The following is a 25,716-nucleotide window of genomic DNA, read 5'->3' on the forward strand; positions in this document are numbered from 1 at the left end:
TTAATATATACAGTCAACTAAAATATGAAAAAAACTATAATTGTAGTAAATATAATAATATAAAAAGAGCCCTTATTTAGAAATTTAATACAGGCTCTTTTTATTAATTCAAATTATTTGAACTCTTTTTTATCATATATCTTTATGGATATTATCATAGATATTAAAATAGTTAAAATACTTATAATTATTGATACTATTAAAGGATTTATATTATTTATATAGTCTATTATATTTTTTAGCTGTTTTGAAGGATTTTGAAGTATATCTACAATTGGCATTGAACAAAATATTGTAGCTAAAGTTATAGCCATAGTTATGAATTTTCCCTTTATTGCACCATATTTAATCATTGTTGGAATTAACATACTAATAATTAATGTAGATGATAATATTACTGTAGTTAATAGTAAATCTAAATTTATATCAACTTCTATTATATGGTATATAACACTTACTATAAGCATTGATGATATCATTGTTATAATACCAATTACATATCTCGATATAACGTACTCACTTCTTTTTACAGGAATTACTCCTATCAAATTATCTATACCACTTACATCTTCATAAGACATAAGCTGTGGTACACCAACAATTGTAATCATTGAAGATAAAGCACCTATAAATGAAGGATTGATTGCTGATACAAATAACCACATTATAATTATTATACCAACTTGCTTAAGTATTGCTTTAAAATTTATTAAACTCATTTTAGTAAGATTCATTATATTATTCATATTAATACCCCCTAGTATAATACATTAGTATATCTTCTAAATTAACTTTGTCATAAACAACTTCTTCCCCAAATATTTCGTATGCATGTTTTACATTTGATGTTAATCCTTCAAATCCAAATGAATTTTCATTAAATGCTACTAATGCTCTTTTAGTTTCATTGTCTAATAAATTTTTCCCACCTCTTATCATACTATGTCTTTCTAATATGCTATCTTTATCTCCGCTTAGTATTATTTTCCCATCATATATAAATACTAAATAGTCTGAGACTTTATCTAAATCAGATGTTATATGAGTAGAATAAAATACAGTAGCTTCTTCTTTTTCTATATGTTCTTGAAGTATATCTAAAAATTCATTTCTGACTAAAGGGTCTAAATTTGCTGTTGGTTCATCCATTATTATAAGTTTTGGATGATGAGACAGCGCCATTGTTAATTCAAACTTTTTCTGTTGTCCCTTTGAAAGTTTCTTATATATTTTATTTTCATCTAATTTAAATTTTTGTATATATCTTCTATACAATGATTCATCCCAATTCTTATAAAAAAAAGATACTGACTTTTTTATATCCTTAAGTTTAGATTCATTTAAGTAACCAGGAACATCACCAATATAACCTATTAATTCTTTTGTATTTATATCATTTTTTTTATATTCTTTTCCAAATATTTTTATACTACCACTATCTTTAAATATCATATTCATAATTAATTTTATTGTGGTAGTTTTTCCTGATCCATTTGGACCTATAAACCCTGTTATATATCCCTTTTTTATATCTAGATTATCTATACATAAATTAAATGTATCTAAATTTTTCTTCAAATTTCTAATCTCTATTGCATTCATAATATACCTCCTTATATTTCTTCATATATACTTTTAAATATTTCTAGTCCTTCTTCTAATGTTATACCTACTGATTTTACTTGCCTTATAATATCCTCTAATTTATTTTCTATTTCATATAAAGCTATTTCTCTTAATCGATCTGTATTTTTTGTTGATACAAAAGTTCCTCGCCCTGTAACAGTCTCTATAAATCCTTCTTTCTCAAGTTCTTCATAGGCTCTTTTTATAGTTATTATGCTAACCTTTAATTCTTTTGCGAAATTTCTTATAGATGGGAGACCTTCCCCTGGCTTTAATGTTGAGTCTAATATCTGATTTTGTATCTGGCTTTTTATTTGTTCATACAAGGGTATTGTTGATGTATTACTTATATTTATATTCAATTTTACACCTCTCTTCCTTACTTAATATTTAGTGTATATAAAATGTATACATTATATATATACACTTTATGTACACTTCATGTCAACCTATTTTCAAAATTAATTAAAAAAATATATACTTAATGATTTTTATTTAAATGTAAGTTTTATAGAATTGTTCTGTAACAATAAATTAAATACTATTGTAATATAATAAAAATATAGTATCATTTTTAATAACTTTTTTATAATCTATTGTATATGGTTTTAAATAATGTTAGTATATGCTGATGGATATGTCTTACATAAAAGGGGGGAATGTTTATGACTAAAGATATGACTATTGGTAATCCAGTAAAATTAATTTTATATTTTTCTATACCATTACTTATAGGAAATATTTTTCAACAATTCTATAGTATGGTAGATACAATAATTGTTGGAAGATTTTTAGGTGTTAAAGCTCTAGCAGCTGTTGGATCAACAAGTTCTATGATTTTTTTAATAATAGGATTTATATTAGGCCTTGCATCTGGTTTTTCCGTATTAGTTTCACAAAGGTTTGGAGCAAATGATGAAGAAGGTGTTAAAAAAGCCGTAGGTAGTGCAATTGTACTGTCTGTAATTATGACTATTATAATTACTATTTTAAGTATATTTTTTACTAAACCACTTTTAAATTTAATGAAAACTCCACATGATATAATAGATGAAGCTTATTCATATATAATAATTATATACGGAGGTATATTTGTTACATTTTTCTATAATATAATTGCAAGTATACTTCGTGCACTTGGAGATAGTAAAACTCCTTTATATTTCTTAATTGTTGCATCCATTTTAAATATAATACTAGATTTGATGTTTATAGTTAAATTCTCTATGGGAGTTAAAGGAGCTGCTTATGCTACTGTTATTTCCCAAGGAGTTTCAGGTATACTATGCTTAATTTATACTGCTAAAAAATTTCCTATATTAAGACTTGAAAAAAGACATTTTAGCTTCAACTTAGACTTTTATAAGAAACACTTAAATATAGGAATCCCAATGGCTCTTCAATTTTCAATAACTGCTGTCGGAGCAGTAATACTTCAGGGTGCTGTTAATTCATTTGGATCAACTATTGTTGCTGCATATACTGCTGCTTCTAGGGTTGAACAACTTGTTATGCAGCCAAGTGTAACATTTGGTGTTACTATGGCAACTTATTGTGCTCAAAATCTTGGTGCTAATAATATCGAACGAATTAAAGAGGGAGTTAAAAAGTGTACATTAATAAATATAGCTATTGGTGTTATTGGTGGAATTATACTTATGACACTTGGTGAATATTTTGTTAAGCTATTTGTATCAAATTCAGATCCAAATGTAATATCATACGCTACTAAATATCTAACTACAGTTTCTTTCTTCTTTATACCTCTTAGCTTAATATTTATATACAGAAATGCACTTCAGGGTATGGGATATACTTTCGTGCCTATGATGGCTGGTGTTTACGAATTACTTGCCAGAACTATTGTTGCATTTACATTACCTTTAGCTATTGGTTATACTGGTATTTGTTTAGCAGGTCCTATGGCTTGGCTTGCAGCATCTATACCGTTATTTATTGACTATCATAAAAAAGTTAATAGTATAAATTCTTCAGAGTGTTACTCATCATAAAAATTATAAGACAAATCTACATTTAAAAAGCTAGCTTAAAAATTTAAGCTAGCTTTTTATTCTCCTACTCCAAAATCAGTATTGTTATATAATACTTCTATATTAGGATTTTTATCTAGTAAGTCTTTATATTTATCTACAAACCAATTAACTATCTCATCATCTCTTTTAATATCTGATGTATTATTTACAAAAACATTTATAGTAGCATGATCAAAATTATTTAAAACTATATCCATATCTTTATCTATCATTTCTTTTGTCTGACCTTTTATACCTACCATCATGCATGGAGAATCAAAATAAGTTTTAAGTTCTTCTACACTTTTAAATTTAGCATTTTTATTTAGAAAATTATTTCTAAAGTCATAATCAAAACTTTCTACACCTATTTTAAAAGTTATAGGTATTTCAAAATATTCTCTCATATCTTGTATTTTATTTTTATATGACCAATGACTTTCTAAAAATAGTTTTTCAATATTTTTGTCTTTTATTATATCTTTTATTTTATCAAGTGTAGCTTTCGGAAGTTCAAAACAACTTCCTGAGTTTATAACTTCTAAAACTTTGTATTTTCCTGTTATATTTTCAAGTACTTTAAAATTTAATTTATTTATTTCCTCTTCTGATTTTGAGTTATCTAATATATAATCACAGAAACTACATTTTCCCCATACGCATGGAAAACTTTTAAGTAGTACTATTTCTCTTTGGTTTTTATTAGTTATTTCACTATATCTGTCCATTTTTTCTCCTTTATAATAAATTAGGTATTATACATAATATAATACCTAATTTGATATATTCCAATCTATGTTTAATTTAAATTTATAAAAATTAGTTATTATGAATTTTATCTATTTAATAATATTTGTGATTTTACATTTCTAGGAAGTGCATTAACACAACCCCCTATTAATAGTACTGCCACAAATTTATCAGCATAATCTGTAAATATTTGTGTTATAAATACACTTAATACATCTGGAACTCCAATTACACTTAGTACTTGAACAATATATGATGAACCCGATGATGTTATACCTCCAAATAAAAATGCACTTATCATGGCACTTATTATAGATGTTGGTAATGTGAATATAAACACTCCAAGAGGAGTTTTTATACCTTTTAAGAATCCTTTTTTATACATCAAACCAGCTAAATACCCTGTACTTATTTGAACAGGAGCAAAGTATATTGAATATATATCAAAAGTCATTCCACTTACTAAGCTTCCACATAGACCTGTTATTACGGCATATTTAGGTCCAAGTAAACAGGCTATAAATATTGTTCCTATAGAGTCCATATATATAGGAAGTCTTAAAGAATAGGCTATAAATGCTCCTACTACATTTAAAGCTATTCCAAAGCTTATTAAAGTTAAGTTTCTAACGTTTAATTTCTTTTCCATATTATATCACTCCTTTTATAGAATCTATAATATTACCTTTATCCTTAAATATATTTTTTATAAACATCTTCATAAAAGCTTTTGCATCTACTTCTGTCAGTATATGTGCATTATGTTTCTTTTTATAAAAATCATATGCATCTACTATAGTTTGACCTATGGCTTTTCCTTCTTCTACTATTTCAACGTAAGAATCAAATCCGTTGCATAGATTTCTGTCTATAAAATATGCGACTGCTAATGGATCATTTATTACACAACCTATTATGCCTTCTTGATTCCAATGAAAATCTATATAAAATCTAGTTATTTCTGTTATATATTTAGATACATCTTTATCTAGTTTGTTTATAAATTCAATAATATTTGGTGTTAATACTATTTTTCTAGTTACATCAAGTCCTATCATATGAATTTTTTTAGGTAAGTTTTTATAAACATATTCAGCAGCATGTGGATCTACCCAATAATTAAATTCTGCTACTGGTGAACAGTTCCCATGACTTTTGTAAGTTCCTCCCATAGAAACAAACTCATCTAAGTTATCGAAGGCTTTCTTATCTTTAATTAATGCTTTAGCTATATTGGTAAGCGGACCTAATGCTATAATAGATACGTCTTTATTTCTATTTAAAGTATCTATTATAAAGTCTACTCCACCATGTAAAATTTTAGCATCAACTTCTTCATAAAAATTTTCTCCTATACCATCTTCTCCATGAGTATCTTGTGCTGTTATAAGTTCTTTTTTTAAAGGTAGCTCTTCTCCTATATATACAGGTACATCTAGCGAAGAACACATTTGAAGTGCTTTTAGAGCATTTTTTGCTCCTAAGTTTGCAGGTACATTTCCACTACATACGGTAATCCCTAATACTTCTAATTCTGGTGAATTTAATGCTAGAAGTATTGCTAATGAATCGTCAATTCCTGGATCACAATCAATTATTACTTTTCTTTTTTTCATTTTAATCTCCTCCATAAACATTTAATGGAGAACTATACGCTTTTATTTAGTGCATTAAAAAAGCGTATCTAGGATACGTCTATATACTGCCACTATATAAATCCCTAGTTTTTTATACTTGGAGTTCTCGAACAAGTCCTAGATAACTTTAAACTATCTAGTATTTTTAATATTTATACGGTTTATTATAGTTTTCTGTCTAGTCTTTTGTCTAGTCTTTTTGACTTATCCATGACTAACTGACAAATTTAATTTTACAATAAATAGTTGTATAATTCAACATAAATAAAATTTAATTTTTTATATTTTAGGTTTATATTATTCATGATAATATTGATAACTTAATAATATTATAGACTCATATTTATGTATCACTATTCATAGATTTATTATATGCTTGTTTAAAAATTTAAAGTTAGTTGGTGATATATTGAGATTATTAAGAACCTATAAAAAGTCTTTAAAATTAGAAGTACTAACAAGTTTACTTTTAATTTTAGCTACTATGTGTGCTCTTTTTATGTACAATACTCCTTTAAGAAGTATTTATGAGTTTATATTTAAAGATATTTGTATAGTAAATAATTTTTCATTTCATATGTTTGTAAATGATTTTTTAATGGCTATTTTTTTTCTAGTAGCAGGTCTTGAGATAAAACACGAAATACTTTATGGAAATTTATCCTCTTTTAAAAAGGCATCTTTTCCAGTTATAGCTTCTATCGGCGGTGTTATTGTTCCCGCAGCTATATTTATATATTTAAATAAAAACACTGCTTTTTTAAGTGGATTTTGTATACCTATATCTACAGACATAGCCTTTGCAGTAGGTATATTTTTACTATTTTCTAAAAAACTTAATCCATCACTTAAAGTATTTTTACTTTCCCTAGCAGTCGTGGATGATTTGATTTCTATACTAGCTATAGGTGTAGTTTACTCATTGGATATAAATTTAATCTATTTATCTATAGCACTTTCAATTGTACTTTCGCTTATTATAGCAAATAAAGTATTTAATATTTACAGCATATATTATTACCTTGTATCTGGTTTGTTTTTGTGGTATTTCATTTATTTAAGTGGAGTTCACTGTACAATAAGTGGGATATTATTAGCTCTCACAATTCCTTCACGTAATAATAATGGATACAATACCTTAGAACGACTTCAAAGGATTTTAGTTCCTTTTAATAGTTTATTTATAATACCACTTTTCGCATTTGCTAATACAGGTATTTCTATTACTTCCAGTATAGGTACTTCTGATACGAATTCTTTAGTCTATGGTATAATTTTAGGACTTTGTTTAGGGAAACCTTTAGGAATAGTGCTTTTTAGTTTTATTGGTTGTACTTTTAGAATTTCTGAAAAGCCTTCTAGTATAAGTTGGTTGTCTGTATTTTTGGTATCATTAATTGCAGGTGTTGGTTTTACAATGTCTATCTTTGTATCTGAAGTTGCATTTATAAATAATATGATTTTAATTGATATTTCAAAAAGAGCTATATTGATATCTTCTTGTATATCCATATTATCTAGTATAGCTGTAATAAGCTTTTTTGATATTAGATTTAAACTTATGCTTAAAAACAAAAGCTCCTTAGTAAATAAATATTACATATCATAATAAAAGGTGTTATCTCTATTATTTGCTGAGATAACACCTTTTTTATTTACAATTTAGCCTTTTCATTAACTAAAGCCACTTCTTTTATGGCTTCAACTACTCCGTTGTCATCATTAGATTTAGCTATGAATCTTGCATTAGACTTCACTTTATCTTTAGCATTCTCCATTGCAAAACTATAATATGCAGATGCCATCATTTCTAAATCATTCATATTATCGCCAAATACCATAGTTTCATCATATTTTATATTAAATTTATTTTTAATTATTTCTATTCCATTTTTCTTATTTCCACCATATCTACATATATCAATAGAAAATCTCCCAGATATAGTTACCATAAACTCATTATTTAAAATTTTAAGTTTCTCGCGATTTTTATTAATATCACTTGGTTTTCCAAAAACCGTAACTTTTATAATATTATCCTTTATTTTCATAATATCTTTAGTATATTTTATATTAAGCCCCCATAGAATTCCTATGAACTTAGCAACTTTACTTTCGCTGTATATAATATCTTTTCCACAATAAAGTGTATTGTGCTTAAAAAATTTTCTTACAACTATTGCTATATTTTTTAACTTATCTTTTTGTATATAGTTCTCAAAAATAACTTTACCTTTATATTCTATATAGTTTCCATTGTTTGCTGCAAATACAATATCTTCATCTATATCTTTAAATACTTTCTTTAGAGAAAATATATCTCTTCCACTTATCGCTGTAAATATTATATTATCTTCTTTTAATTGTTTTAATATCGTATAAAATTCGTTGTTTATCTTTTTCTTTGAATTTAATAAGGTTCCATCCATATCAGATGCAATTAATTTTATCATCTGTACCTCCTAAAATTTCTAATCCTTATAATTTAACATAAAATCTACCTATGTATAAATCATATACCCCTATTAACTTTTTTAAAACTAAAAATACTTCCTAGTAAACATACTAGAAAGTATTATAATACATATTTTTTTGAACTTTTTAATAATCTATCTAATAATAACTTATAAAAAATACTTAACATCTATTATTACTTTAATTTTATTTGAAAAGTATCTATTTTTTTAATAAAATTTTATTATTTTTTAAGGCCTTTATCAATTTCAATACAAAGTATCCAATAAATAATATACTATATATACTTAATTTTAATATATCAACTTTATCATCATTTAAAATTGAAAGTACTATATGTACATAAACTAATACATAAAATGGATAAGCCCATCTTTGTAACTTTTTCCACTCTAAATACTGCATTTTAACTCTTACTTTTTTGAGAGACGTTATAAACAATGGAATCATTATTATAAATGCTATTAAACCAACAATTAAATATATAATATAAAGTGTAGTTATAGGCTTATAATTAAGTAATTTCACTATAAAACGTACTAAATACATTATACAATGAGGAAATATTAGTATAGATCCTAAAATCGCAGCCTCTGCTCTTATTCCTAACAATTTTTTCGTTATTTTCCACCTTGGGTTAAGTGCTCCTGCAAACATTACTAATATAAAAAATGCTATTGAAAAATTCCCCTTCATAGATGCTTTTTCAAATTCACCTATAAATCCTTGTAATTTTATATCTGAGGTTAATCTAAATATTTCATAAATTACTGTTGATGTGGCTATTATTGAAGCTATTAAATAAAATAACCTCGAATGTTTTCTTATGCTAGATGTAAAAATTAGCGCTAAAGCCACTATAAAAATTAATGAATAAACTAATCGCATATTAATTCTCCTTTTCATTTCATATTGATAATCATTATTATATTTTAGCATTAATACCTTGTCAATAATTTTAATTAGAATTCTTATAAAATAGCATGTGGAAAAATTTAGGAATCATCAAATTGTAAAATTTCTTTAGGTTTTAACTACTTAAATTTAATCTATATAGTTTTAATTTTATTCATATAAATTTTCTAAATGTATATACTCTACTATAGATATCTTTTCCTAATCCCAACCTTACTTATGATAAAAGTATTGCATAACATATTTATAAATTTATATGAATTATAAAAAATTAATATTAAAATGAGTTATTAATGTATGGCTCAAAAGGGGGAATATTTATGGATAATCAAAACAATTTTAAGCCATTTATTCCTGCTAATAAAATAGTTCCTGAGTTTACTGTTACATCAATAGTTCTTGGGGGCTTATTAGCTGTAATATTTGGTGCTGCAAATGCTTATCTAGGTCTTAGAGTTGGTATGACAGTTAGTGCATCAATCCCTGCTGCTGTTATATCAATGGGAGTTTTAAGGGTTATATTGAAAAGAGATTCTATACTAGAAAATAATATAGTGCAAACAATAGGTTCAGCTGGAGAATCTTTGGCCGCTGGTGCTATATTTACATTACCTGCTATGTTTATATGGATGAAAGATTGGGGACTTGGAAGTCCAAGCTTAATTAAAATTGCAATCATAGCTTTATGTGGTGGTATACTTGGAGTATTATTTATGATACCTCTAAGAAAAGCACTTATTGTAAAAGAACATGGTGTATTACCTTATCCAGAAGGTACTGCTTGTGCAGAAGTTTTACTTGCTGGAGAAGAAGGTGGATCTAAAGCATCTATAGTATTTGCTGGTCTTGGTATAGCTGGTTTATACAAATTTATAGGTGATGGTTTAAAACTATTCCCAACAGAAATTGAATGGGAAATACCTGGGTATCATAATGGAGCCTTTGGTATAGACGTATTACCTGCATTACTTGGAGTTGGATATATATGTGGATTTAAGATATCTGGATATATGTTTGCTGGTGCTATAGTTGGTTGGATAGCATTAATTCCACTAATATCATTATTTGGTGCCAATATGACACTTTATCCTGCTACAGTTCCTATAACTGAACTAGGATTTTGGGATATATGGGATAATTACATAAGATATATTGGTGCAGGAGCTGTTGCTTGTGGAGGTATTATTAGTTTAATAAAATCACTGCCTCTTATAATAGATACATTTAGAAAAGCTATGAAGGATTATTCTAATTTAGATAAATCTGAAAGTTCACTTAGAACTGATCAAGATATGTCTATGAAGGTTGTTTTATTTGGATCTTTATTAGTAGTTATAGCCATATGGCTAGTTCCTTCTATTCCAGTTAATTTAGTTGGAGCACTTTTAGTTGCTGTATTTGGTTTCTTCTTTGCAACAGTATCTTCAAGACTTGTTGGTATAGTTGGAAGTAGTAATAACCCAGTTTCTGGTATGGCTATTGCTACACTTTTAATAAGTACTATAGTATTAAAATCAACAGGACTTGTTGGCCAAGATGGTATGATGGGTGCTATAGCTATAGGTTCTGTAATATGTATTATAGCTGCAATTGCTGGAGATGCTTCTCAGGACTTAAAAACAGGTTATATTGTTGGTGCAACTCCTAAGAAACAACAATATGGAGAGCTTATAGGTGTATTAATTTCTGCTATAACTATAGGTGCAGTATTATACTTACTAAATGCAGCTTGGGGATTTGGTTCAAAAGAAATACCAGCACCACAAGCTACTCTTATGAAACTAGTTGTTGAAGGTGTTATGGAGGGAAATCTTCCTTGGACTTTAATATTTGCTGGTGCAGGAATAGCTGTTGCTGTTGAAATAATAGGAATACCTGTACTACCATTTGCAGTTGGACTATATCTTCCAATACATTTAAGTGCTGGCGTAATGGTTGGTGGTATTATTAGATTATTCTTTGAAAAGAGAAAGAAAGTATCTGAAGATGATAGAAAAGAACAAATTGATAGAGGTATATTATATACTTCAGGTCTAATAGCAGGTGAAGGTCTAATTGGGGTATTACTTGCTATATTTGCAATAATAAATGTTGGAGAATCAACACTTGCTGATACTATAAACCTTTCTACTTCTGTTAATTTAGGTCAAATAGGTTCTATTATAGCATTTATCATACTAATAATTACACTATTTAAGTTTACTATCTCCTATAAAGATAAAAGGAGTAAAACATCATAGAATATAAAAAATCTATAAACATATACTTAAGTAGGAGAAATTTTCTCCTACTTATTTCTTTAATTATAAATAAGTTGCTTATTCTAAATTTGTAGGAGTGGTATTATGAAAAAAAATGATAAAAATTACTTAGACTTTATTCCTATCAAAAACTCAAAAATAACTTGGTCTGAGGATAACTTTGGGATAGTTACATTAGAAATCACGAGAAAAGGATTATTTGATAAGATTGCTCAAAATTTATTTAAAGTCCCAAAAAGTAGTTCCATAAAGTTAGACAAACTAGGAAGCTGTGTATGGAAAAATATAGATGGTGAAAGTTCTATATACGATATATCTAAATATGTTAAAGCTTCATTTGGAAAAGACTGTGAGCCATTATATGAAAGATTGATTACATATTTTACTATACTTAAAGATAATAAATTTATTTCTTTAAAAAAGGATGGTAGATAATGGATATTATTATATACATATTATTATTTGCAATTGCAACAATAATTATTTATACTTGGGGAATTATAAAAGAAAGAAATAAACCTAATGATTTACTAGACTTACTTTATAATAAATCTTACAAAGCTGTTATGAAAGCTTTTAAAACTAAAAATACTTTATCTAAAAAAGATATTGAAAATGAAATTTTAAATCTAAAAGCATCTTTATTTTACTCTAAAGACAAGTTAGTTATAAAAGATCCTTCTCATATATCTAAAATACTTATTGGAAAAATGCTTAAAGATGGTGTTATAGAAAAAACTACTAACGGATATAGCTTAAAATAGTTAAAACTATATTTGATTTAAAATTATATTCTGAAAAATATTTTTAATTTAACTAAAAAATGAGCTATTTAAAATAGCTCATTTTTATATGTATAACTCTAATTTACTTTTAAACACTAACCTATTATTTTAATAATCCTTTGTTAACCCCTTTATAAAGTATTATAAAACTTATTAAAAATGATATACTTGCTACTAAAAAGGCAACTACTATAGATGAATATTTCATAATAATTCCTGATATAAGAGTCCCTCCCATTATACCTAATGTCATAAGTGTTGATGTTAATCCATTTATTTTACCTAAATATTCTTGGTCTGTGACTTTAGTTATAAGCGCCATTACATATCCACTAAGTATTCCACCAAGTATATTATCTATAAATTGAAGGCTCATAGTAAATACTGGGTTTATTGAATATCCTTCAAAAAATACTGTTATAGCAAACACTCCTATAAGACTATATAATATTTTCATATTCATATATTTAGATATGACTAAATATAGTCCACCCCCAACTATTACTCCCACTCCTGCTATCCCTGAAAAGAACTGATAAAACTCTTTGCTAAGGCCTAACCTCTCCGTTACTAAGAATATATCTAGGTTATTAGCTATTCCCATAGCAAAGGCTACTATTAAAAATATTTTAGATAACAACTTTAGTATCTCTTTTTCATTTAAATATTTAAAAGTTAACTTAATATCTTCACGTATACCGCTACTCTCTATTTTTTCAAAACTCTTATTAGGTAATGTTAATAATAATAAAATGGATACTAAAAACAATCCTGATAATATTATTAATGTTTTACCTATTCCAAAATTAAAGTAAAAGTAAGATCCTATAAATGGTCCTATAACAAAAAATCCAGAGCTTAAAAGTTGATTTATTCCAACTGCATTTTCTATATATTCTTCATCTATATATTCCTTAAAATATTTTTGTGATGCAGGATATGAAAATTGTGTAACACTAGCAGAAACTAATACTGCTAAAAATATAGCTATTATATATCCTTTAGATATCGCTAAGCCTAGTATTATAAATGATATAAAACTAAATAAATCTCCACATATCATTAGTTTTTTAGGATTATACTTATCAGCTATTATTCCTCCTATAAAAGTAAGTAAAAACATTGGTAAAAACTCTATAAAATTAAGTGATGATATTGCTAATGGATCACTATTTGTTATATCCATTATAAAAAACATTATAGCTATATTTCTTATCCATATAGCCATTTGCTGTATTATATCTGTTATAAGTATTGTTAAAAATACTTTATTTTTAATTAGATTCAAAATATATACCTCCTAAGATCTATTGATGAATTTATTCTAATGTGTGGTTCTACTATATAATCAACTATGATTTAGACTTTTAATAAAATTTCTACAAAATATTTTTCATCGTTATTCTTTTTAGGTATATAAAAGCCACACTTTATAAATACCTCATTATTTTCTTTTTTGTTAAAGTGTTTACTAAGCCTTAGTAAATAATCATTTAGTTCATCAGAATTCCCATAAAATTTTACACAAATAAAATCTCCACTAATTTCTCTATGTATTAAATTTAAGTTCTTATCCATATACTTTTTTATTATACTAATATTTTTCTCATCTTCTTTTATAAGAATATTACTTTCATCTTCTTCTATACCTTTGCCATTATTCAAATTGTACATAGTGTAGTAACATTCTTCATTCATACATTCTAATACTTCATCTATGCACCTTATATACTCTTTATTAAAGTCTTTTTCTAATATTTTATCTAAATTTATTAAATAAAAACTGTATGTATCTCTGTATACTTTAATATTATTAAAGTCATATTCATTTTCAAAATTTATTACAATATCTAATATTTCGTTCCATTTTTTTAATTGTTTTTGTTTTCTTTTTAAGGACTCTATCTTTTCTTCTATTAGTTTTTCTTGCTTATTTACTAATTCTTTATATTTATACAGTTCTTCACTTTCTATAGTTTCTTTTATATCAGCTAAAGATATATCTAGGTCCTTAGTAGCTAGGATTAAATTTAACTGATCAATATGTTCTTGTGAGTAATATCTATATCCATTTGACTTATTTATATCTGGCTTTAAGAGTCCCATCTTGTCATAATATCTTAAAGTATCTTTGCTTATATTAAAAATTTTACTAACTTGACCTGTTAAAAGTTTCATATTTATCACCTCAAAATAATTATAAACTATGGTGTAAGACCACAGTCTATACTAATTTTGAATATTATATTACCTAAATTTATTCCTAAGCTTAAATAATTTACCTCATACTGTATAAAAATATATATAATACGTGTATAATGTAATTTACAAGATATGTAAAGGAGTTAAAAATGAACACATTTGAAAAATTAGACTTAAATGAAAACCTAATAAAAGGACTTAAAGAACAAAATATAACTTCTCCAACAGAAGTTCAATCTTTAACTATAAAAGATATATTAGATAATAAAGACTTATTAGTAAGCGCTCAAACGGGTAGTGGAAAAACTTTAGCTTACTTACTTCCTATATTTGAAAAAATAGACACTACGAAAAGAGAAACACAAGTGTTAATACTTGCACCTACTCACGAATTAGTTATGCAAATAACTGAACAAGCCAAAATTTTGTCAAAGAATTCTAATATGAATGTTACTGCTTTTTCTATAATAGGTGAAGTAAATATTCAAAAGCAAATAAAAAATATAAAAACTATAAAACCTCATATAGTAGTTGGTACTTGTGGTAGAGTTTTAGACTTAATTAAGCAAAAAAAACTTAAAGCACATACTATAAAAACTATAATACTTGATGAAGTTGATAGTTTACTTAGTGGTAAAAATGAAGAAGTTGTTGAAAATATAATAAAGACTACATTAAGAGATAGACAACTTTTAGGATTTTCAGCTAGTTTAAATGAAAATACTATAAGTATGTGTGATTACTTAATGAAAGATATGAAAATGATTAAAACTAAAGATACATTAATAATAAATCCTAATATAAATCATATGTATTTATATGGAGATAGAAGAGAAAAATTTACATTACTTAGAAAATCCCTAGCTTCTGCTAATCCAAGTAGAGCTATCGTGTTTGTCAATGATGAAGATAGTATAGAGGTTATAACTGAAAAACTTAATTACCATAGCTATAAAGCTGTTTGTATATCTGGTAAAATGACTAAAGAAGATAGAAAAAATGCACTTAGTGCTTTTAGAAGTGGTAAAGTTCGTATTTTAGTATCTTCTGATCTTTCTGCTAGAGGATTAGATATAGTCGAGGTTAGTCATGTATTTAACTTAGACTTCCCACCTAGTAAAAATGAATATATACATAGATGTGGTAGAAGTGCTAGAGGAAATAGAAAAGGAACTGCAATATCTATAATAACTAATCAAAATTTATCTACTATAAGAGATTATAGAAGAGATTTTAAAATAGATATGAAAGCTGTTGAGTTAAAAAATGGCAAGTTTGTAGAAATTGATTTTGATAAGATGAAAAAAGAAGCTAGAAAAAAATCTAAAGAAAATGAAGCTAAAAAAGAAGAAAAAGTAAGTAAAAATAAAAAAGTAGATAAGTATGAACATAAAAAATCTACAAATAATAAATTTAATAAGAAAAAATAGTCAAAAGACGGTGTCGTGAAATATGACACCGTCTTTTATAATTATCTTTGAATTTTCTTAGTTATTATTTTAAATTAATTTGATACTACTATTCAAAGAAAACACTTGAATACTCTACTACTCCGCTTGTACCTTTAAATTTCTCTTCATCTAATACTAAAACTTTAAAAACATCATCTGGAACTTCAAATGGTGGTTTTATATCAAATTCACTAGCATTTATAAATCCAAACTTTAAATAGTAGTTAGGATGTCCTAATACTACTATAGATGTATATCCTAGATTTTTAGCTTTTTCTATAGCCTTATTTATTAGTGTGCTTCCTACACCTTTCTTTTGATACTCTGGTAGTACTGAAACTGGAGCTAATGCTAAAGATTCTCTAGATTCGTTTTTGTTTTTTATTTTTATTTTAGTAAGCAAAGAATAACCTACTATTTCTTCATTTACTTCGGCTAATAGAGCTAATTCTTTTACAGATTCTTTACTATTTCTTAATCTATTAACTAAGTTATGCTCATCTTTATCACTAAACTCTTCATTTTTAAAACTTCCCTTTACTACATTTTCTACTATATTATAATCTTTTTCTAGTTCACATCTTATATTTATCATTATATTTTACTCCTTTAGATCGCTTTTTATCATTTAATTATCCCATATGTATTAGTAGTTTTCAATTATTCTGTTTGTACTATTTTATTCTTTATAATATATGATTTTTATTTTAATAAAAAAAGACTTAAGAATTTTCTTAAGTCTTTTTTTAAGTATTTATATTATTTTTCATATCTATTTTTTACATCATTATAAACTTCTTCGCTAACTTTATAAGTTCTTTTATTTATAGATATCTTGTACTCATTAGTGTCTACTATTTCATAAAACTCTACATTAGAACCTGGGTAAACTACTACTCCTGTTCCACTAATATTATTAAAGAAAAACATTATTTATCCCCCCTTTATCTCTCTATTATATTATTCAACATATTTATATATATTCCTCTTTTAAATATTTTTAATGTTTAGTTCTTCTTTTTTATAATCAAAATTTATTTAACAAAAAAGACAGGTATTTAAACCTGTCTTTATATATGTTAAGCACTTGCTAGCTTATCTGTGTTGTTGTAGTTATATATTAAGTCTATAAGCCTTCCGCTTATATTTACAGCTATTAAAGACCAAAATATATCATATGCAGATAGATATGACAAAGATAATATAAGTATAACTACATCACTTATCATATAAATCTTACCTATTTTTAAAGATGTAATCTTAGAAATCACCAATGCTAAAGCATCATCTCCACCAGCTGCTGCACCTTCTCTAACTATTATACCAACTCCTACACCTACAAATAAACCGGATAATATAGTCCCTAGTAGCTTGCTTTCAAGAACTGGTATTATAGGTCCTATTCCTTCAAATATAGAATAAAACACTGAGAAGCTAATTGTTGCAACTAATGAATACATTAAAAACTTCTTTCCAAAGAACTTATAACCTACTGCAAATAAACTAAGATCTATTAATATATTTGCCATAGATAAATCCACATTGAAAACATTCTTTAGCAGTAGTAAAACTCCTAACACTCCACCTTCAGTTATATTGTTTTGATAATTTAGATTAAATATTCCAAATGACAATATCATTGCCCCTAACAATATTAACATTATTTTTTTTACATTCGTCCGCCTATCCATAAATATCCCTTCCTATATTTTTATAATTTATTAGTCAGTTACCCTGACTTAATATCATTATATATATTTTAAATTATTTTGTATAGTGTTATTTTTAAAACTAAATATTATATAAGATTGACAATATTTTTTCAAGGGATTTTTGGAGTTTTTTTTATAAACTTTTAAATCTTTTGAAGATACTAGTATTTTCAAGGGTTACATGTGTATTATTTTTTTCCTATTCTTATATTAAATTTTTTTTAGTTTAGTATATATAATTTTGAGTTTATAAAAATTTTTGTTTTATTTAGTTTTACTAAACATAAAAAAGGAGATATTTTAGCATAAATATCTCCTTTTTTATTATTTTATAATATATATAACTTAAGATAATTATATAACTAAACATATGCTTACTTAAAATTTCATAGAATCTATAACATCATCTATATAATCTGTTGCTTTTTTTATAGCACCTAATCTTTCTTCTTCTGTATAACCTGTTCCATCTACTAATAAATCTTCAAATTTTTTAATTCCCATAAATTTAGCTATATCTTCTATATAGTTCACTCCTTTGTTAAAAGCAGGCTTTAATATCCAAGGTACATGAGCGCCCGATGATTGAATATAAATCATTGTTCTAGGTTTATCATCAAGTAGACCTTTAGGCTTTTTATTTTCATCACTAAAACTTATAGTTTTTTTATCTTGAATAATACAGTCTATATATTCTTTAAGTGGTGCTGGAAATGATAAACTCCACATTGGTGCTGCTATAACATATACATTTGCACTGATAAATTGATCACATAGTTTTCTAATTTTTTGTATTTCTTTTCTATCTTTATCATCTAACTTTCTTGAATTTTCTTCACTTACTATGCAGTTTCTTTTTTCAAAGTATTGATACTCAAGTCTTGGTATATGTTCTTTATATAAATCAATTTCTTCAACAACAAAACCTTTATTTCTTTCTAAAAATCTATTTATAAATTTTCTTGCTACTGTTTTGCTTGATGATAAATTTTCAGGTTTTGAGTTTACACTTATATATAATAACTTTTTCATAATAACTCCCTTTCTTTATATAATTATTATTATTTTTAGTAACAATTATATTTTTATACTATCTTTATACTCAAATAACTTTTACATCTATATAATTATCTCTATTTCTATACCTTAAATAAATACTAATTATATTATGCTTCTTTTTCTTACAAACATAATATATTTTTTCAAATTTAAAGAAGCTTAAATTTAACCTTAAATAAACCTTAATAAAAACTTACTTTATTATATAACTTGTAAATTAGTTGTAAATTCTATTTTTAATTTAAATATATATGATACAATAAAGTTCAAGTTTATATTAAGGGAGATGATAAAATGAAGATAAATAAAACTATAATCATATGTGTTATATCTGTTTTAATATGTATTTTTATAGGGTCAAAAATTTTAAATAAACAAAAAAACATAGATTTGGATGATATTAATGTTTCTAAATATATAAATATTGTTGATAAAGCTAGTGAAAATAAAGTTCAAGTAAATTGGAAATACGTATGTTCTATAGTAAGTGTTTTAAACAATAATAATCAAAACAAGGTAGACGATAGTGAAATATTTAAAATTTCAAATATGTTTATAAAAGAAAATTCAGGTAAATATTATATAAATTCTCTAGAAAGTGTTATTAAGAAATTAAACTTAGATAAGGAAAAGACCTCTTTAGTATATAAATATATAGATGATTTAAAGCATTATAGTTTAACACCTAATAAAACTTCACCAAATACTAAATATATGAATTTTATAAATGATATAAAAGAAGTTGCAATAGATAATTATGAAAAGTATAAAGTATTACCATCTATAACTATAGCTCAAGCAATATTAGAATCTAATTGGGGTGAATCTAGACTCTCTTCAGATTTTAATAATTACTTTGGTATAAAGGCTGATACTAATTGGAATGGGGAATCTGTATTTCTTGAAACTAATGAATTTTATAATAATACTATAAATGATAAATTTAGAAAATATAAAAATAAATACGATTCTATTCGTGATCATGGCAAGTTTTTATATGAAAACAAGAGATATAAAAATAATGGAGTGTTTTCTGCAAAAACATATATCCCTCAAGCGATTGCTTTACAAAATGCTGGTTACTCTACTATAGAAGATTCAAATGGTAAAAAAGTCTATGCACAATACTTAATAAATTTAATTAAACAATATAATCTTCAATTAATAGATAATGAAGTTGCAGTTAAAAAAAATAAATAATTATACATTTTCTAATGTAAGCTCTATAAAGTTTTGATGCATTGGTAAATATGTATTAAAAATAAAAGGAGTACTTCTAAATAATTTTTAATTACTAGATTTACTCCTTTTATTTTTAGTATAATTATTTAATGATATAAAATCTAATACATACAAAATAAATTGCTTAAGTATTTTTACTTAAATAAGATTTAGCATATTCTATATCTTGATATATAAATCTATGTTTTATGTTAGCACTTTTAAAGTTACATATTTTAAATACTAACTGTATAAAATGTCCAAGACAAAATGCTGTTATTAAAGTTCCTATACCTACTGGTTCACCTAATAAGTAGCCAAGTATTAAAGCACTAATTTCCATAGTTCCTCTTACTACCTTTATAGGCTTTTTAGTTATCTTTTGAAAAGCGATCATCATACCATCTCTGGGTCCACTGCCAAGTCCACTTCCTAAATATAAAACCATTCCAACCCCCATAAGAGTCATTCCTATTATAAGCATTACTATGCCAAATACTAAATTATTAGAAACTGGTATTAGGCCACTAAACAATATGATATCTAAAAATATTCCTATAAATATCATATTTAATACAGTTCCCCAACCAATTTTTTCACCTAGTATGACATCTATTATAACTAATATAAGCCCTACTGCTATTGTAGCAGTTCCGATTGTTATTCCTATTTTATTAGCTATACCTTGGTGAAGTACATCCCATGGTGATAGTCCTAGTTTAGCATTTACCATAAATGCTATACCCATAGCACAAAACCATAGTCCTAAAAATAATCTAATAAGTTTTTTTAATATTGTACTCAAATTTCTTCCTCCCTAATATATGTAATACAAATTGATTAAATCAAAACTATTTATTATTAATACTTTAATCTTCTCACCTCGTTACATTTATTAATTGAAACTATTATAATATAAATTCAGTTATTTATATATACTAATACACTAGTTTTTATATTTAATATAATATTTATATACTTTACTATTAATAAAATTTCACTTTATTGTATGCTAATATATATTTAAATTTTAATATATTAAATACCAGTTAAATCAATGCTTTATCTATATTTTTTATAATAATTGGTCGAATTTTGTAGATTGATATATAACATTTAAATGTTAAATCTAAGTTAAATAAAAAAAAAGTGTTGTCAATATATAATAATGGGAATATAATGACTATATAAATAAATAAGTCTCCCTGAGGGGGAGTAGCTTTCACACTTTGTGATAATCAATCGTCATGTCGGATAATATCCCGGTTGATTAGCAAGTACATAACTTGTTAGCAAGACCTTCAGAATAAATTTACGTTTAATAATTTATTCATGAGGTCTTTTTTATTTGCCAAAAAAAGCAAATGGAGGTATGTTAATGTTTTACAAAAAAAATATTGAAAAAGTCTTAAATGAGCTAGATTCTAGCTTACAAGGTCTTACACAGGAGGAGTTTGACAAGAAGCTCTCTAAGCATGGCTATAATGAACTAAAAGAAAAGGAAAAAACTTCTGTTTTTAAATTGTTTTTAGAAACATTTAAAGATCCATTAGTTATTATTCTTTTAGTAGCAGCTCTAGTTCAAATATTCTTAGGTGAAGCAATTGAATCAGTTATAATATTTGCAGTTTTAATACTAAACTCTATATTATCAGTTGTTCAAACCCAAAAAGCTGAAGGTTCACTTGATAGTTTAAAAAAATTATCAGTTCCTACTGCTAAAGTTATAAGAAATGGCATAAAGATTACTGTAGATTCAAGAGAACTAGTTCCTGGAGATGTAGTTATCCTAGAGGCCGGCGACTACGTCCCAGCAGATGGTAGAGTTATAGAATCTCAAAGCCTTAAGGTTGTTGAGGGAATGTTAACTGGTGAAAGTGAACCTGTACTAAAACATGAAAATATGATAGAAGAAGAAGTTGCCCTTGGCGATCAAAAAAATATGGTATTTAGTGGCTCAATGGTAGTATATGGTAGAGGTGTTTATGTTGTTACATCTACAGCTATGAATACTGAAATGGGTAAGATAGCACATATGCTAGATAATGCAGGAAATAAGCAAACACCACTTCAGGTTAAATTAGATGAATTTGGTAAAAAACTTGGAATTGGTATAGTAGGTTTAGCAGCTCTTATATTTGCTATTCAGCTTTTAAGAAATGCAAGTGTTATTGATTCATTTATGTTCTCAGTTGCTATTGCAGTTGCTGCAATACCAGAAGCATTATCTTCTATAGTTACTATAGTTTTAGCAGTTGGAACTAACACTATGGCTAAAAAACAAGCTATAATAAGAAAACTTCCAGCAGTTGAAACGCTAGGTTCTACAAGTGTCATATGCACTGATAAAACTGGTACTTTAACTCAAAACAAAATGACTGTTGTAGATACTTATATGTATGGTTCTACTTCTAAAGTACTTGCTGATAATGTTGATGGTGAGATTGCTTTAACTAATAATATTTCACTTAATGAGTCTTCTTTAATACTTTGCGCAAGTCTTTGTAACGATTCAGATATAACTAGCGAAGGTGTTGAAATTGGTGACCCAACAGAAATAGCACTTATGAACTATGCTAATAAAAATGAATTTGACTACAAATCTATAAGAGAAAAATACGAAAGAGTTGGAGAATTACCTTTTGATAGTGATAGAAAATTAATGTCTACTATTAATAAAATAGATGGTGACTTAGTAATGTTTACTAAAGGTGCCCCTGATATTGTGTTTAGTAGATGTAATTATTCACTTGAAGATGGAGAGGTAGTTTCTATAACTGATGAAATAATAGAAGATTATAAGAAAAAAAATGAAGAGTTTTCAAATAAAGCTCTTAGAGTTTTAGCTTTTGCAACTAAGAAAGTTAATGATACTAATTTAGATATAAGTGATGAAAATAATCTTACTTTAATAGGTCTTACTGCAATGATAGACCCTCCTAGAGAAGAAGTTTATGATGCAGTTAAAAATGCTAAAAATTCTGGTATAAAAACTGTTATGATCACAGGAGACCATAAAACTACTGCTGCTGCCATTGCTAAAGATATTGGCATAATGGAGGCTGATGATATAGCTTTAACTGGTAAAGAGCTTGATTTATTAAGTGATAAAGAGTTAGATGAAAAATTAGAACATATATCAGTTTATGCTAGAGTTTCACCAGAAAATAAAATAAGAATAGTAAAAGCATGGCAAAGAAAAGGTAAAGTATGTGCTATGACTGGTGATGGCGTTAATGATGCTCCTGCACTTAAGCAAGCAGATATAGGTATAGGTATGGGTAGTGGTACTGAAGTTGCTAAAGATGCATCTGCTATGGTGTTAGTTGATGATAACTTTGCTAGTATCGTAAATGCTGTTGAAGTTGGTAGAACAGTTTATACTAACATAAAAAAATCTATAACTTATTTATTTTCAGGTAATCTAGGTGGAATAATAGCTATACTATTTTCTGTATTTGCTAACTTACCTAATCCATTTACAACTATACAATTACTATTTATAAACTTAGTTACAGATTCCCTACCAGCAATTGCTCTTGGACTTGAACAGCCTGAAAAGTCTGTTATGAAAAATCCTCCAAGAGATATTAATGAAAAAATATTATCAAAAGATACTTTAAAATCTGTATTAACTAGAGGTTCTATTATTGGTCTAGTTACTATAATAGCTCAATATATTGGTCTTAAAACTTCACCTGAAATGGGAGTAGCTATGGCCTTCTCAACTTTAACATTATCTAGAATAATACAGACTTTTGCATCAAGATCAAACACTGAAACTATATTTAAAATAGGATTTAAATCTAATAAATATGCATTAGGTGCTGTTGTTACTTGCTTAGGTATGTTTTCACTTACACTACTTCCATTTATGAGAGATATTTTCTCAATACCAAATAATTACAACTTTACAAGCTTTATAACTTGTTTAGTATTAGCAATTATTAGTACATTGCTAATGGAAGGAACTAAATTTATAACGAAAAAATAGCTTACTATATCTTGCTTAATAAACAACTACCCTTTTTGTCTATAAGTCTATCTATTGTATAGTTAAGCAAGATGTTTTAAATAAATTATTTGTCTAAGGTTTATAACCTTAGACAAACTTATATTATATACTACATATATAGTATCTAACAAATCTCATTAATTAAAATAATGTATTAAATTTAAAATGTTTAGGAGGAAAAAATGAGTAATTTAGATTCAGACCCCGGGAACTTGATCCCACAATTAGTTTTAATAGTAATACTTACAAGTATTAATGCATTCTTTGCTTCAGCAGAAATGGCTATAGTTTCTGTTAACAAATCAAAAATCAAATCTTTAAGCGATGAAGGTAATAAAAAAGCAATCTTACTTCAAAGGCTTATAGCAGAACCTAGTAACTTCTTATCTACTATACAAATTGGTATAACACTAGCTGGTTTTTTCTCAAGTGCATCTGCTGCTACTGGGTTATCTAGCTATTTAGAGACAGTATTAATTCCATTAAACCTTCCATATACTAGTGAAATATCTATGATAAGTATAACTTTATTATTATCATACTTTACACTAGTTTTTGGTGAATTAGTACCTAAGAGAATAGCTCTTAAAAAAGCTGAAAGTATAGCACTATTTTCTGTAAAGCCAGTTTATCTTATATCTATAATCGCTAAACCCTTTATAAAAATACTTTCTATGTCCACTTCTCTAGTTTTAAAGTTAACTAAAAATAATGACGTTGATATAGAAGAAAAAATATCTGAAGAAGAATTAAGGTCACTTATAATACAATCTCAAGAAGATGGCTGTATAGAATATGATGAAAAGCAAATGATATATAAAGTATTTGACTTTAATGATAAGTTGGCTAAAGAAATAATGACTCCAAGAAGTGATACTTTTTTAATAGATATAGATGATGATATAAATACTATATTAGATGAAATATGTGATCTTAATTATTCAAGGATACCAGTTTACAAAGATGATATAGATAATATAGTAGGTGTATTGTATATTAAAGATCTATTTAATGAAGCCAGAAAAGTAGGATTTGAAAATGTTAAATTAGAAAACCTTCTTCATGAACCTTATTTTGTTCCAGAAATTAAAAGAACTAATGAACTATTTAAGGTTTTAAAAGAAAAAAAAATACATCTTTCTTTATTATTTGATGAGTATGGAGGCTTTAGTGGAATAGTTACATTAGAAGACTTAATAGAAGAAATTGTCGGTGATATAGAAGATGAATATGATTTAGAAGAAAAACCTATAAAAAAAATTGATGATAATAATTATATAGTCAAAGGTTCTCTATCTATAAATGATTTTAATGAAGAATTTGAACTTGATTTAGATGAAGGAGATTATGATACTTTAAATGGTTATTTAATAACTAATTTAGATGAAATTCCTGATGAAAATACAGAGCTTTTAATAAATGATATTAAGTTTACTGTTCTAAAAGTTGAAAATAGAAGAATTCAAGATATTAAAATTCATTTTGATAATATATTTCATGAGGTTGATAATTAAAATTTCTATATAAAAGTGAGCTATCTTTATATAAAGATAGCTCATTTTATGTTATAAAAT

24 protein-coding genes and 1 riboswitch are annotated in these 25,716 nt (G+C 26.0%); of the genes, 9 read left to right on the forward strand and 15 right to left on the reverse strand.

All coding sequences use genetic code 11. The annotated features are described in order from the left end of the window. Positions 1-113 precede the first annotated feature (113 nt). From ABCP60_RS04510 to ABCP60_RS04520, 3 genes are read right to left on the reverse strand one after another with little or no spacing between them, the layout of a single operon-like run. Entirely contained in the window at positions 114-746 is a 633-nt protein-coding gene (locus ABCP60_RS04510; protein ID WP_166505409.1) for an ABC-2 transporter permease, read from the reverse strand. 1 nt (position 747) lies between these two features. Further along, positions 748-1,602, reverse strand: a complete 855-nt coding sequence (locus ABCP60_RS04515) for an ABC transporter ATP-binding protein (protein ID WP_195237766.1) — start codon at positions 1,600-1,602, stop codon at positions 748-750. Between the two features lie 11 nt (positions 1,603-1,613). Continuing rightward, a complete protein-coding gene (locus ABCP60_RS04520; RefSeq protein ID WP_092925776.1) occupies positions 1,614-1,988 on the reverse strand; it encodes a GntR family transcriptional regulator in 375 nt (124 codons plus the stop codon). A gap of 303 nt (positions 1,989-2,291) precedes the next feature. Here ABCP60_RS04520 and ABCP60_RS04525 point away from each other — a divergent pair, with 303 nt between their 5' ends. After that, a complete protein-coding gene (locus ABCP60_RS04525; RefSeq protein WP_343101330.1) occupies positions 2,292-3,638 on the forward strand; it encodes an MATE family efflux transporter in 1,347 nt (448 codons plus the stop codon). A gap of 56 nt (positions 3,639-3,694) precedes the next feature. On the opposite strand, the gene ABCP60_RS04530 is transcribed toward ABCP60_RS04525, so the two are convergent. From ABCP60_RS04530 to ABCP60_RS04540, 3 genes are all read right to left on the reverse strand, one after another. Further along, positions 3,695-4,387: a radical SAM protein gene (locus ABCP60_RS04530; protein ID WP_092925772.1), complete on the reverse strand. Its 693-nt coding sequence runs from the start codon at positions 4,385-4,387 to the stop codon at positions 3,695-3,697. 107 nt (positions 4,388-4,494) lie between these two features. Continuing rightward, positions 4,495-5,058 carry an ECF transporter S component gene (locus ABCP60_RS04535; RefSeq protein ID WP_092925770.1) on the reverse strand — a complete coding sequence of 188 codons (564 nt, stop codon included), beginning with the start codon at positions 5,056-5,058 and terminating at the stop codon, positions 4,495-4,497. Between the two features lies 1 nt (position 5,059). Next, positions 5,060-6,025 carry a nucleoside hydrolase gene (locus tag ABCP60_RS04540; RefSeq protein ID WP_092925768.1) on the reverse strand — a complete coding sequence of 322 codons (966 nt, stop codon included), beginning with the start codon at positions 6,023-6,025 and terminating at the stop codon, positions 5,060-5,062. Between the two features lie 98 nt (positions 6,026-6,123). Beyond that, a riboswitch (PreQ1 riboswitch) is annotated at positions 6,124-6,167 on the reverse strand. Between the two features lie 288 nt (positions 6,168-6,455). Between ABCP60_RS04540 and nhaA the strand changes: the two genes are divergently transcribed. Further along, positions 6,456-7,655 (forward strand): Na+/H+ antiporter NhaA, encoded by a 1,200-nt coding sequence (gene nhaA / locus ABCP60_RS04545; RefSeq protein ID WP_343101331.1) that lies wholly within the window; start codon positions 6,456-6,458, stop codon positions 7,653-7,655. 46 nt (positions 7,656-7,701) lie between these two features. Here the strand turns inward: nhaA and ABCP60_RS04550 are convergent, their stop codons facing one another. Together ABCP60_RS04550 and ABCP60_RS04555 are read right to left on the reverse strand one after the other, a co-directional pair. After that, entirely contained in the window at positions 7,702-8,499 is a 798-nt protein-coding gene (locus ABCP60_RS04550; protein WP_092925766.1) for an HAD family hydrolase, read from the reverse strand. Positions 8,500-8,722: 223 nt separating this feature from the next. Further along, positions 8,723-9,409, reverse strand: a complete 687-nt coding sequence (locus tag ABCP60_RS04555) for a ferric reductase-like transmembrane domain-containing protein (RefSeq protein WP_092925764.1) — start codon at positions 9,407-9,409, stop codon at positions 8,723-8,725. Between the two features lie 347 nt (positions 9,410-9,756). Here ABCP60_RS04555 and ABCP60_RS04560 point away from each other — a divergent pair, with 347 nt between their 5' ends. The 3 genes from ABCP60_RS04560 (at position 9,757) to ABCP60_RS04570 (ending at position 12,461) form a co-directional block, all read left to right on the forward strand. After that, positions 9,757-11,676: an oligopeptide transporter, OPT family gene (locus ABCP60_RS04560; protein ID WP_092925762.1), complete on the forward strand. Its 1,920-nt coding sequence runs from the start codon at positions 9,757-9,759 to the stop codon at positions 11,674-11,676. A gap of 105 nt (positions 11,677-11,781) precedes the next feature. After that, on the forward strand, positions 11,782-12,132 hold the full coding sequence (locus tag ABCP60_RS04565) for a PqqD family protein (protein ID WP_092925760.1): 351 nt from the start codon (positions 11,782-11,784) through the stop codon (positions 12,130-12,132). Then, positions 12,132-12,461, forward strand: coding sequence for a hypothetical protein (locus ABCP60_RS04570; protein WP_092925758.1), 330 nt, complete (start codon positions 12,132-12,134; stop codon positions 12,459-12,461). Before ABCP60_RS04565 ends, ABCP60_RS04570 begins: the two co-directional genes overlap by 1 nt. 124 nt (positions 12,462-12,585) lie before the next feature. On the opposite strand, the gene ABCP60_RS04575 is transcribed toward ABCP60_RS04570, so the two are convergent. After that, positions 12,586-13,770, reverse strand: a complete 1,185-nt coding sequence (locus ABCP60_RS04575) for an MFS transporter (RefSeq protein WP_195581122.1) — start codon at positions 13,768-13,770, stop codon at positions 12,586-12,588. 71 nt (positions 13,771-13,841) lie between these two features. Beyond that, entirely contained in the window at positions 13,842-14,660 is an 819-nt protein-coding gene (locus tag ABCP60_RS04580) for a MerR family transcriptional regulator (protein WP_092925755.1), read from the reverse strand. Between the two features lie 173 nt (positions 14,661-14,833). Here ABCP60_RS04580 and ABCP60_RS04585 point away from each other — a divergent pair, with 173 nt between their 5' ends. Then, positions 14,834-16,114: a DEAD/DEAH box helicase gene (locus tag ABCP60_RS04585; protein WP_343101332.1), complete on the forward strand. Its 1,281-nt coding sequence runs from the start codon at positions 14,834-14,836 to the stop codon at positions 16,112-16,114. 88 nt (positions 16,115-16,202) lie between these two features. Here the strand turns inward: ABCP60_RS04585 and ABCP60_RS04590 are convergent, their stop codons facing one another. The 4 genes from ABCP60_RS04590 to ABCP60_RS04605 form a co-directional block, all read right to left on the reverse strand. Beyond that, on the reverse strand, positions 16,203-16,730 hold the full coding sequence (locus ABCP60_RS04590) for an N-acetyltransferase (protein WP_195581123.1): 528 nt from the start codon (positions 16,728-16,730) through the stop codon (positions 16,203-16,205). Positions 16,731-16,894: 164 nt separating this feature from the next. Continuing rightward, positions 16,895-17,065, reverse strand: coding sequence for a hypothetical protein (locus ABCP60_RS04595; RefSeq protein ID WP_166505459.1), 171 nt, complete (start codon positions 17,063-17,065; stop codon positions 16,895-16,897). Positions 17,066-17,214: 149 nt separating this feature from the next. After that, positions 17,215-17,826: a YitT family protein gene (locus ABCP60_RS04600; protein WP_092925750.1), complete on the reverse strand. Its 612-nt coding sequence runs from the start codon at positions 17,824-17,826 to the stop codon at positions 17,215-17,217. 399 nt (positions 17,827-18,225) lie between these two features. Continuing rightward, positions 18,226-18,879 carry an NAD(P)H-dependent oxidoreductase gene (locus ABCP60_RS04605; protein WP_195581124.1) on the reverse strand — a complete coding sequence of 218 codons (654 nt, stop codon included), beginning with the start codon at positions 18,877-18,879 and terminating at the stop codon, positions 18,226-18,228. 321 nt (positions 18,880-19,200) lie between these two features. On the opposite strand from ABCP60_RS04605, the gene ABCP60_RS04610 reads away from it, so the two are divergent. Next, positions 19,201-20,106, forward strand: coding sequence for a glucosaminidase domain-containing protein (locus tag ABCP60_RS04610; RefSeq protein WP_092925746.1), 906 nt, complete (start codon positions 19,201-19,203; stop codon positions 20,104-20,106). Between the two features lie 166 nt (positions 20,107-20,272). On the opposite strand, the gene ABCP60_RS04615 is transcribed toward ABCP60_RS04610, so the two are convergent. Beyond that, on the reverse strand, positions 20,273-20,932 hold the full coding sequence (locus tag ABCP60_RS04615; protein WP_343101333.1) for a hypothetical protein: 660 nt from the start codon (positions 20,930-20,932) through the stop codon (positions 20,273-20,275). Between the two features lie 573 nt (positions 20,933-21,505). Between ABCP60_RS04615 and ABCP60_RS04620 the strand changes: the two genes are divergently transcribed. After that, entirely contained in the window at positions 21,506-24,121 is a 2,616-nt protein-coding gene (locus ABCP60_RS04620) for a cation-translocating P-type ATPase (RefSeq protein WP_092925744.1), read from the forward strand. 203 nt (positions 24,122-24,324) lie between these two features. Then, a complete protein-coding gene (locus tag ABCP60_RS04625) occupies positions 24,325-25,656 on the forward strand; it encodes a hemolysin family protein (RefSeq protein ID WP_092925742.1) in 1,332 nt (443 codons plus the stop codon). The last annotated feature ends 60 nt before the right edge of the window (positions 25,657-25,716 follow it).

Origin of the sequence: Romboutsia sp. MSSM.1001216sp_RTP31141st1_G3_RTP31141_220114, assembly GCF_039031195.1 — a bacterium.
Taxonomy (GTDB): Bacteria; Bacillota; Clostridia; order Peptostreptococcales; family Peptostreptococcaceae; genus Romboutsia_C; species Romboutsia_C hominis.

Coding starts and splice junctions, on each gene's coding strand:
- ABCP60_RS04510 (WP_166505409.1), bottom strand. CDS start 746: ATGAATAATATAATGAATCTTACTAAAATGAGTTTAATAAATTTTAAA.
- ABCP60_RS04515 (WP_195237766.1), bottom strand. CDS start 1,602: ATGAATGCAATAGAGATTAGAAATTTGAAGAAAAATTTAGATACATTT.
- ABCP60_RS04525 (WP_343101330.1), top strand. CDS start 2,292: ATGACTAAAGATATGACTATTGGTAATCCAGTAAAATTAATTTTATAT.
- ABCP60_RS04530 (WP_092925772.1), bottom strand. CDS start 4,387: ATGGACAGATATAGTGAAATAACTAATAAAAACCAAAGAGAAATAGTA.
- ABCP60_RS04535 (WP_092925770.1), bottom strand. CDS start 5,058: ATGGAAAAGAAATTAAACGTTAGAAACTTAACTTTAATAAGCTTTGGA.
- ABCP60_RS04540 (WP_092925768.1), bottom strand. CDS start 6,025: ATGAAAAAAAGAAAAGTAATAATTGATTGTGATCCAGGAATTGACGAT.
- ABCP60_RS04550 (WP_092925766.1), bottom strand. CDS start 8,499: ATGATAAAATTAATTGCATCTGATATGGATGGAACCTTATTAAATTCA.
- ABCP60_RS04555 (WP_092925764.1), bottom strand. CDS start 9,409: ATGCGATTAGTTTATTCATTAATTTTTATAGTGGCTTTAGCGCTAATT.
- ABCP60_RS04560 (WP_092925762.1), top strand. CDS start 9,757: ATGGATAATCAAAACAATTTTAAGCCATTTATTCCTGCTAATAAAATA.
- ABCP60_RS04565 (WP_092925760.1), top strand. CDS start 11,782: ATGAAAAAAAATGATAAAAATTACTTAGACTTTATTCCTATCAAAAAC.
- ABCP60_RS04570 (WP_092925758.1), top strand. CDS start 12,132: ATGGATATTATTATATACATATTATTATTTGCAATTGCAACAATAATT.
- ABCP60_RS04580 (WP_092925755.1), bottom strand. CDS start 14,660: ATGAAACTTTTAACAGGTCAAGTTAGTAAAATTTTTAATATAAGCAAA.
- ABCP60_RS04585 (WP_343101332.1), top strand. CDS start 14,834: ATGAACACATTTGAAAAATTAGACTTAAATGAAAACCTAATAAAAGGA.
- ABCP60_RS04590 (WP_195581123.1), bottom strand. CDS start 16,730: ATGATAAATATAAGATGTGAACTAGAAAAAGATTATAATATAGTAGAA.
- ABCP60_RS04595 (WP_166505459.1), bottom strand. CDS start 17,065: ATGTTTTTCTTTAATAATATTAGTGGAACAGGAGTAGTAGTTTACCCA.
- ABCP60_RS04600 (WP_092925750.1), bottom strand. CDS start 17,826: ATGGATAGGCGGACGAATGTAAAAAAAATAATGTTAATATTGTTAGGG.
- ABCP60_RS04605 (WP_195581124.1), bottom strand. CDS start 18,879: ATGAAAAAGTTATTATATATAAGTGTAAACTCAAAACCTGAAAATTTA.
- ABCP60_RS04610 (WP_092925746.1), top strand. CDS start 19,201: ATGAAGATAAATAAAACTATAATCATATGTGTTATATCTGTTTTAATA.
- ABCP60_RS04620 (WP_092925744.1), top strand. CDS start 21,506: ATGTTTTACAAAAAAAATATTGAAAAAGTCTTAAATGAGCTAGATTCT.
- ABCP60_RS04625 (WP_092925742.1), top strand. CDS start 24,325: ATGAGTAATTTAGATTCAGACCCCGGGAACTTGATCCCACAATTAGTT.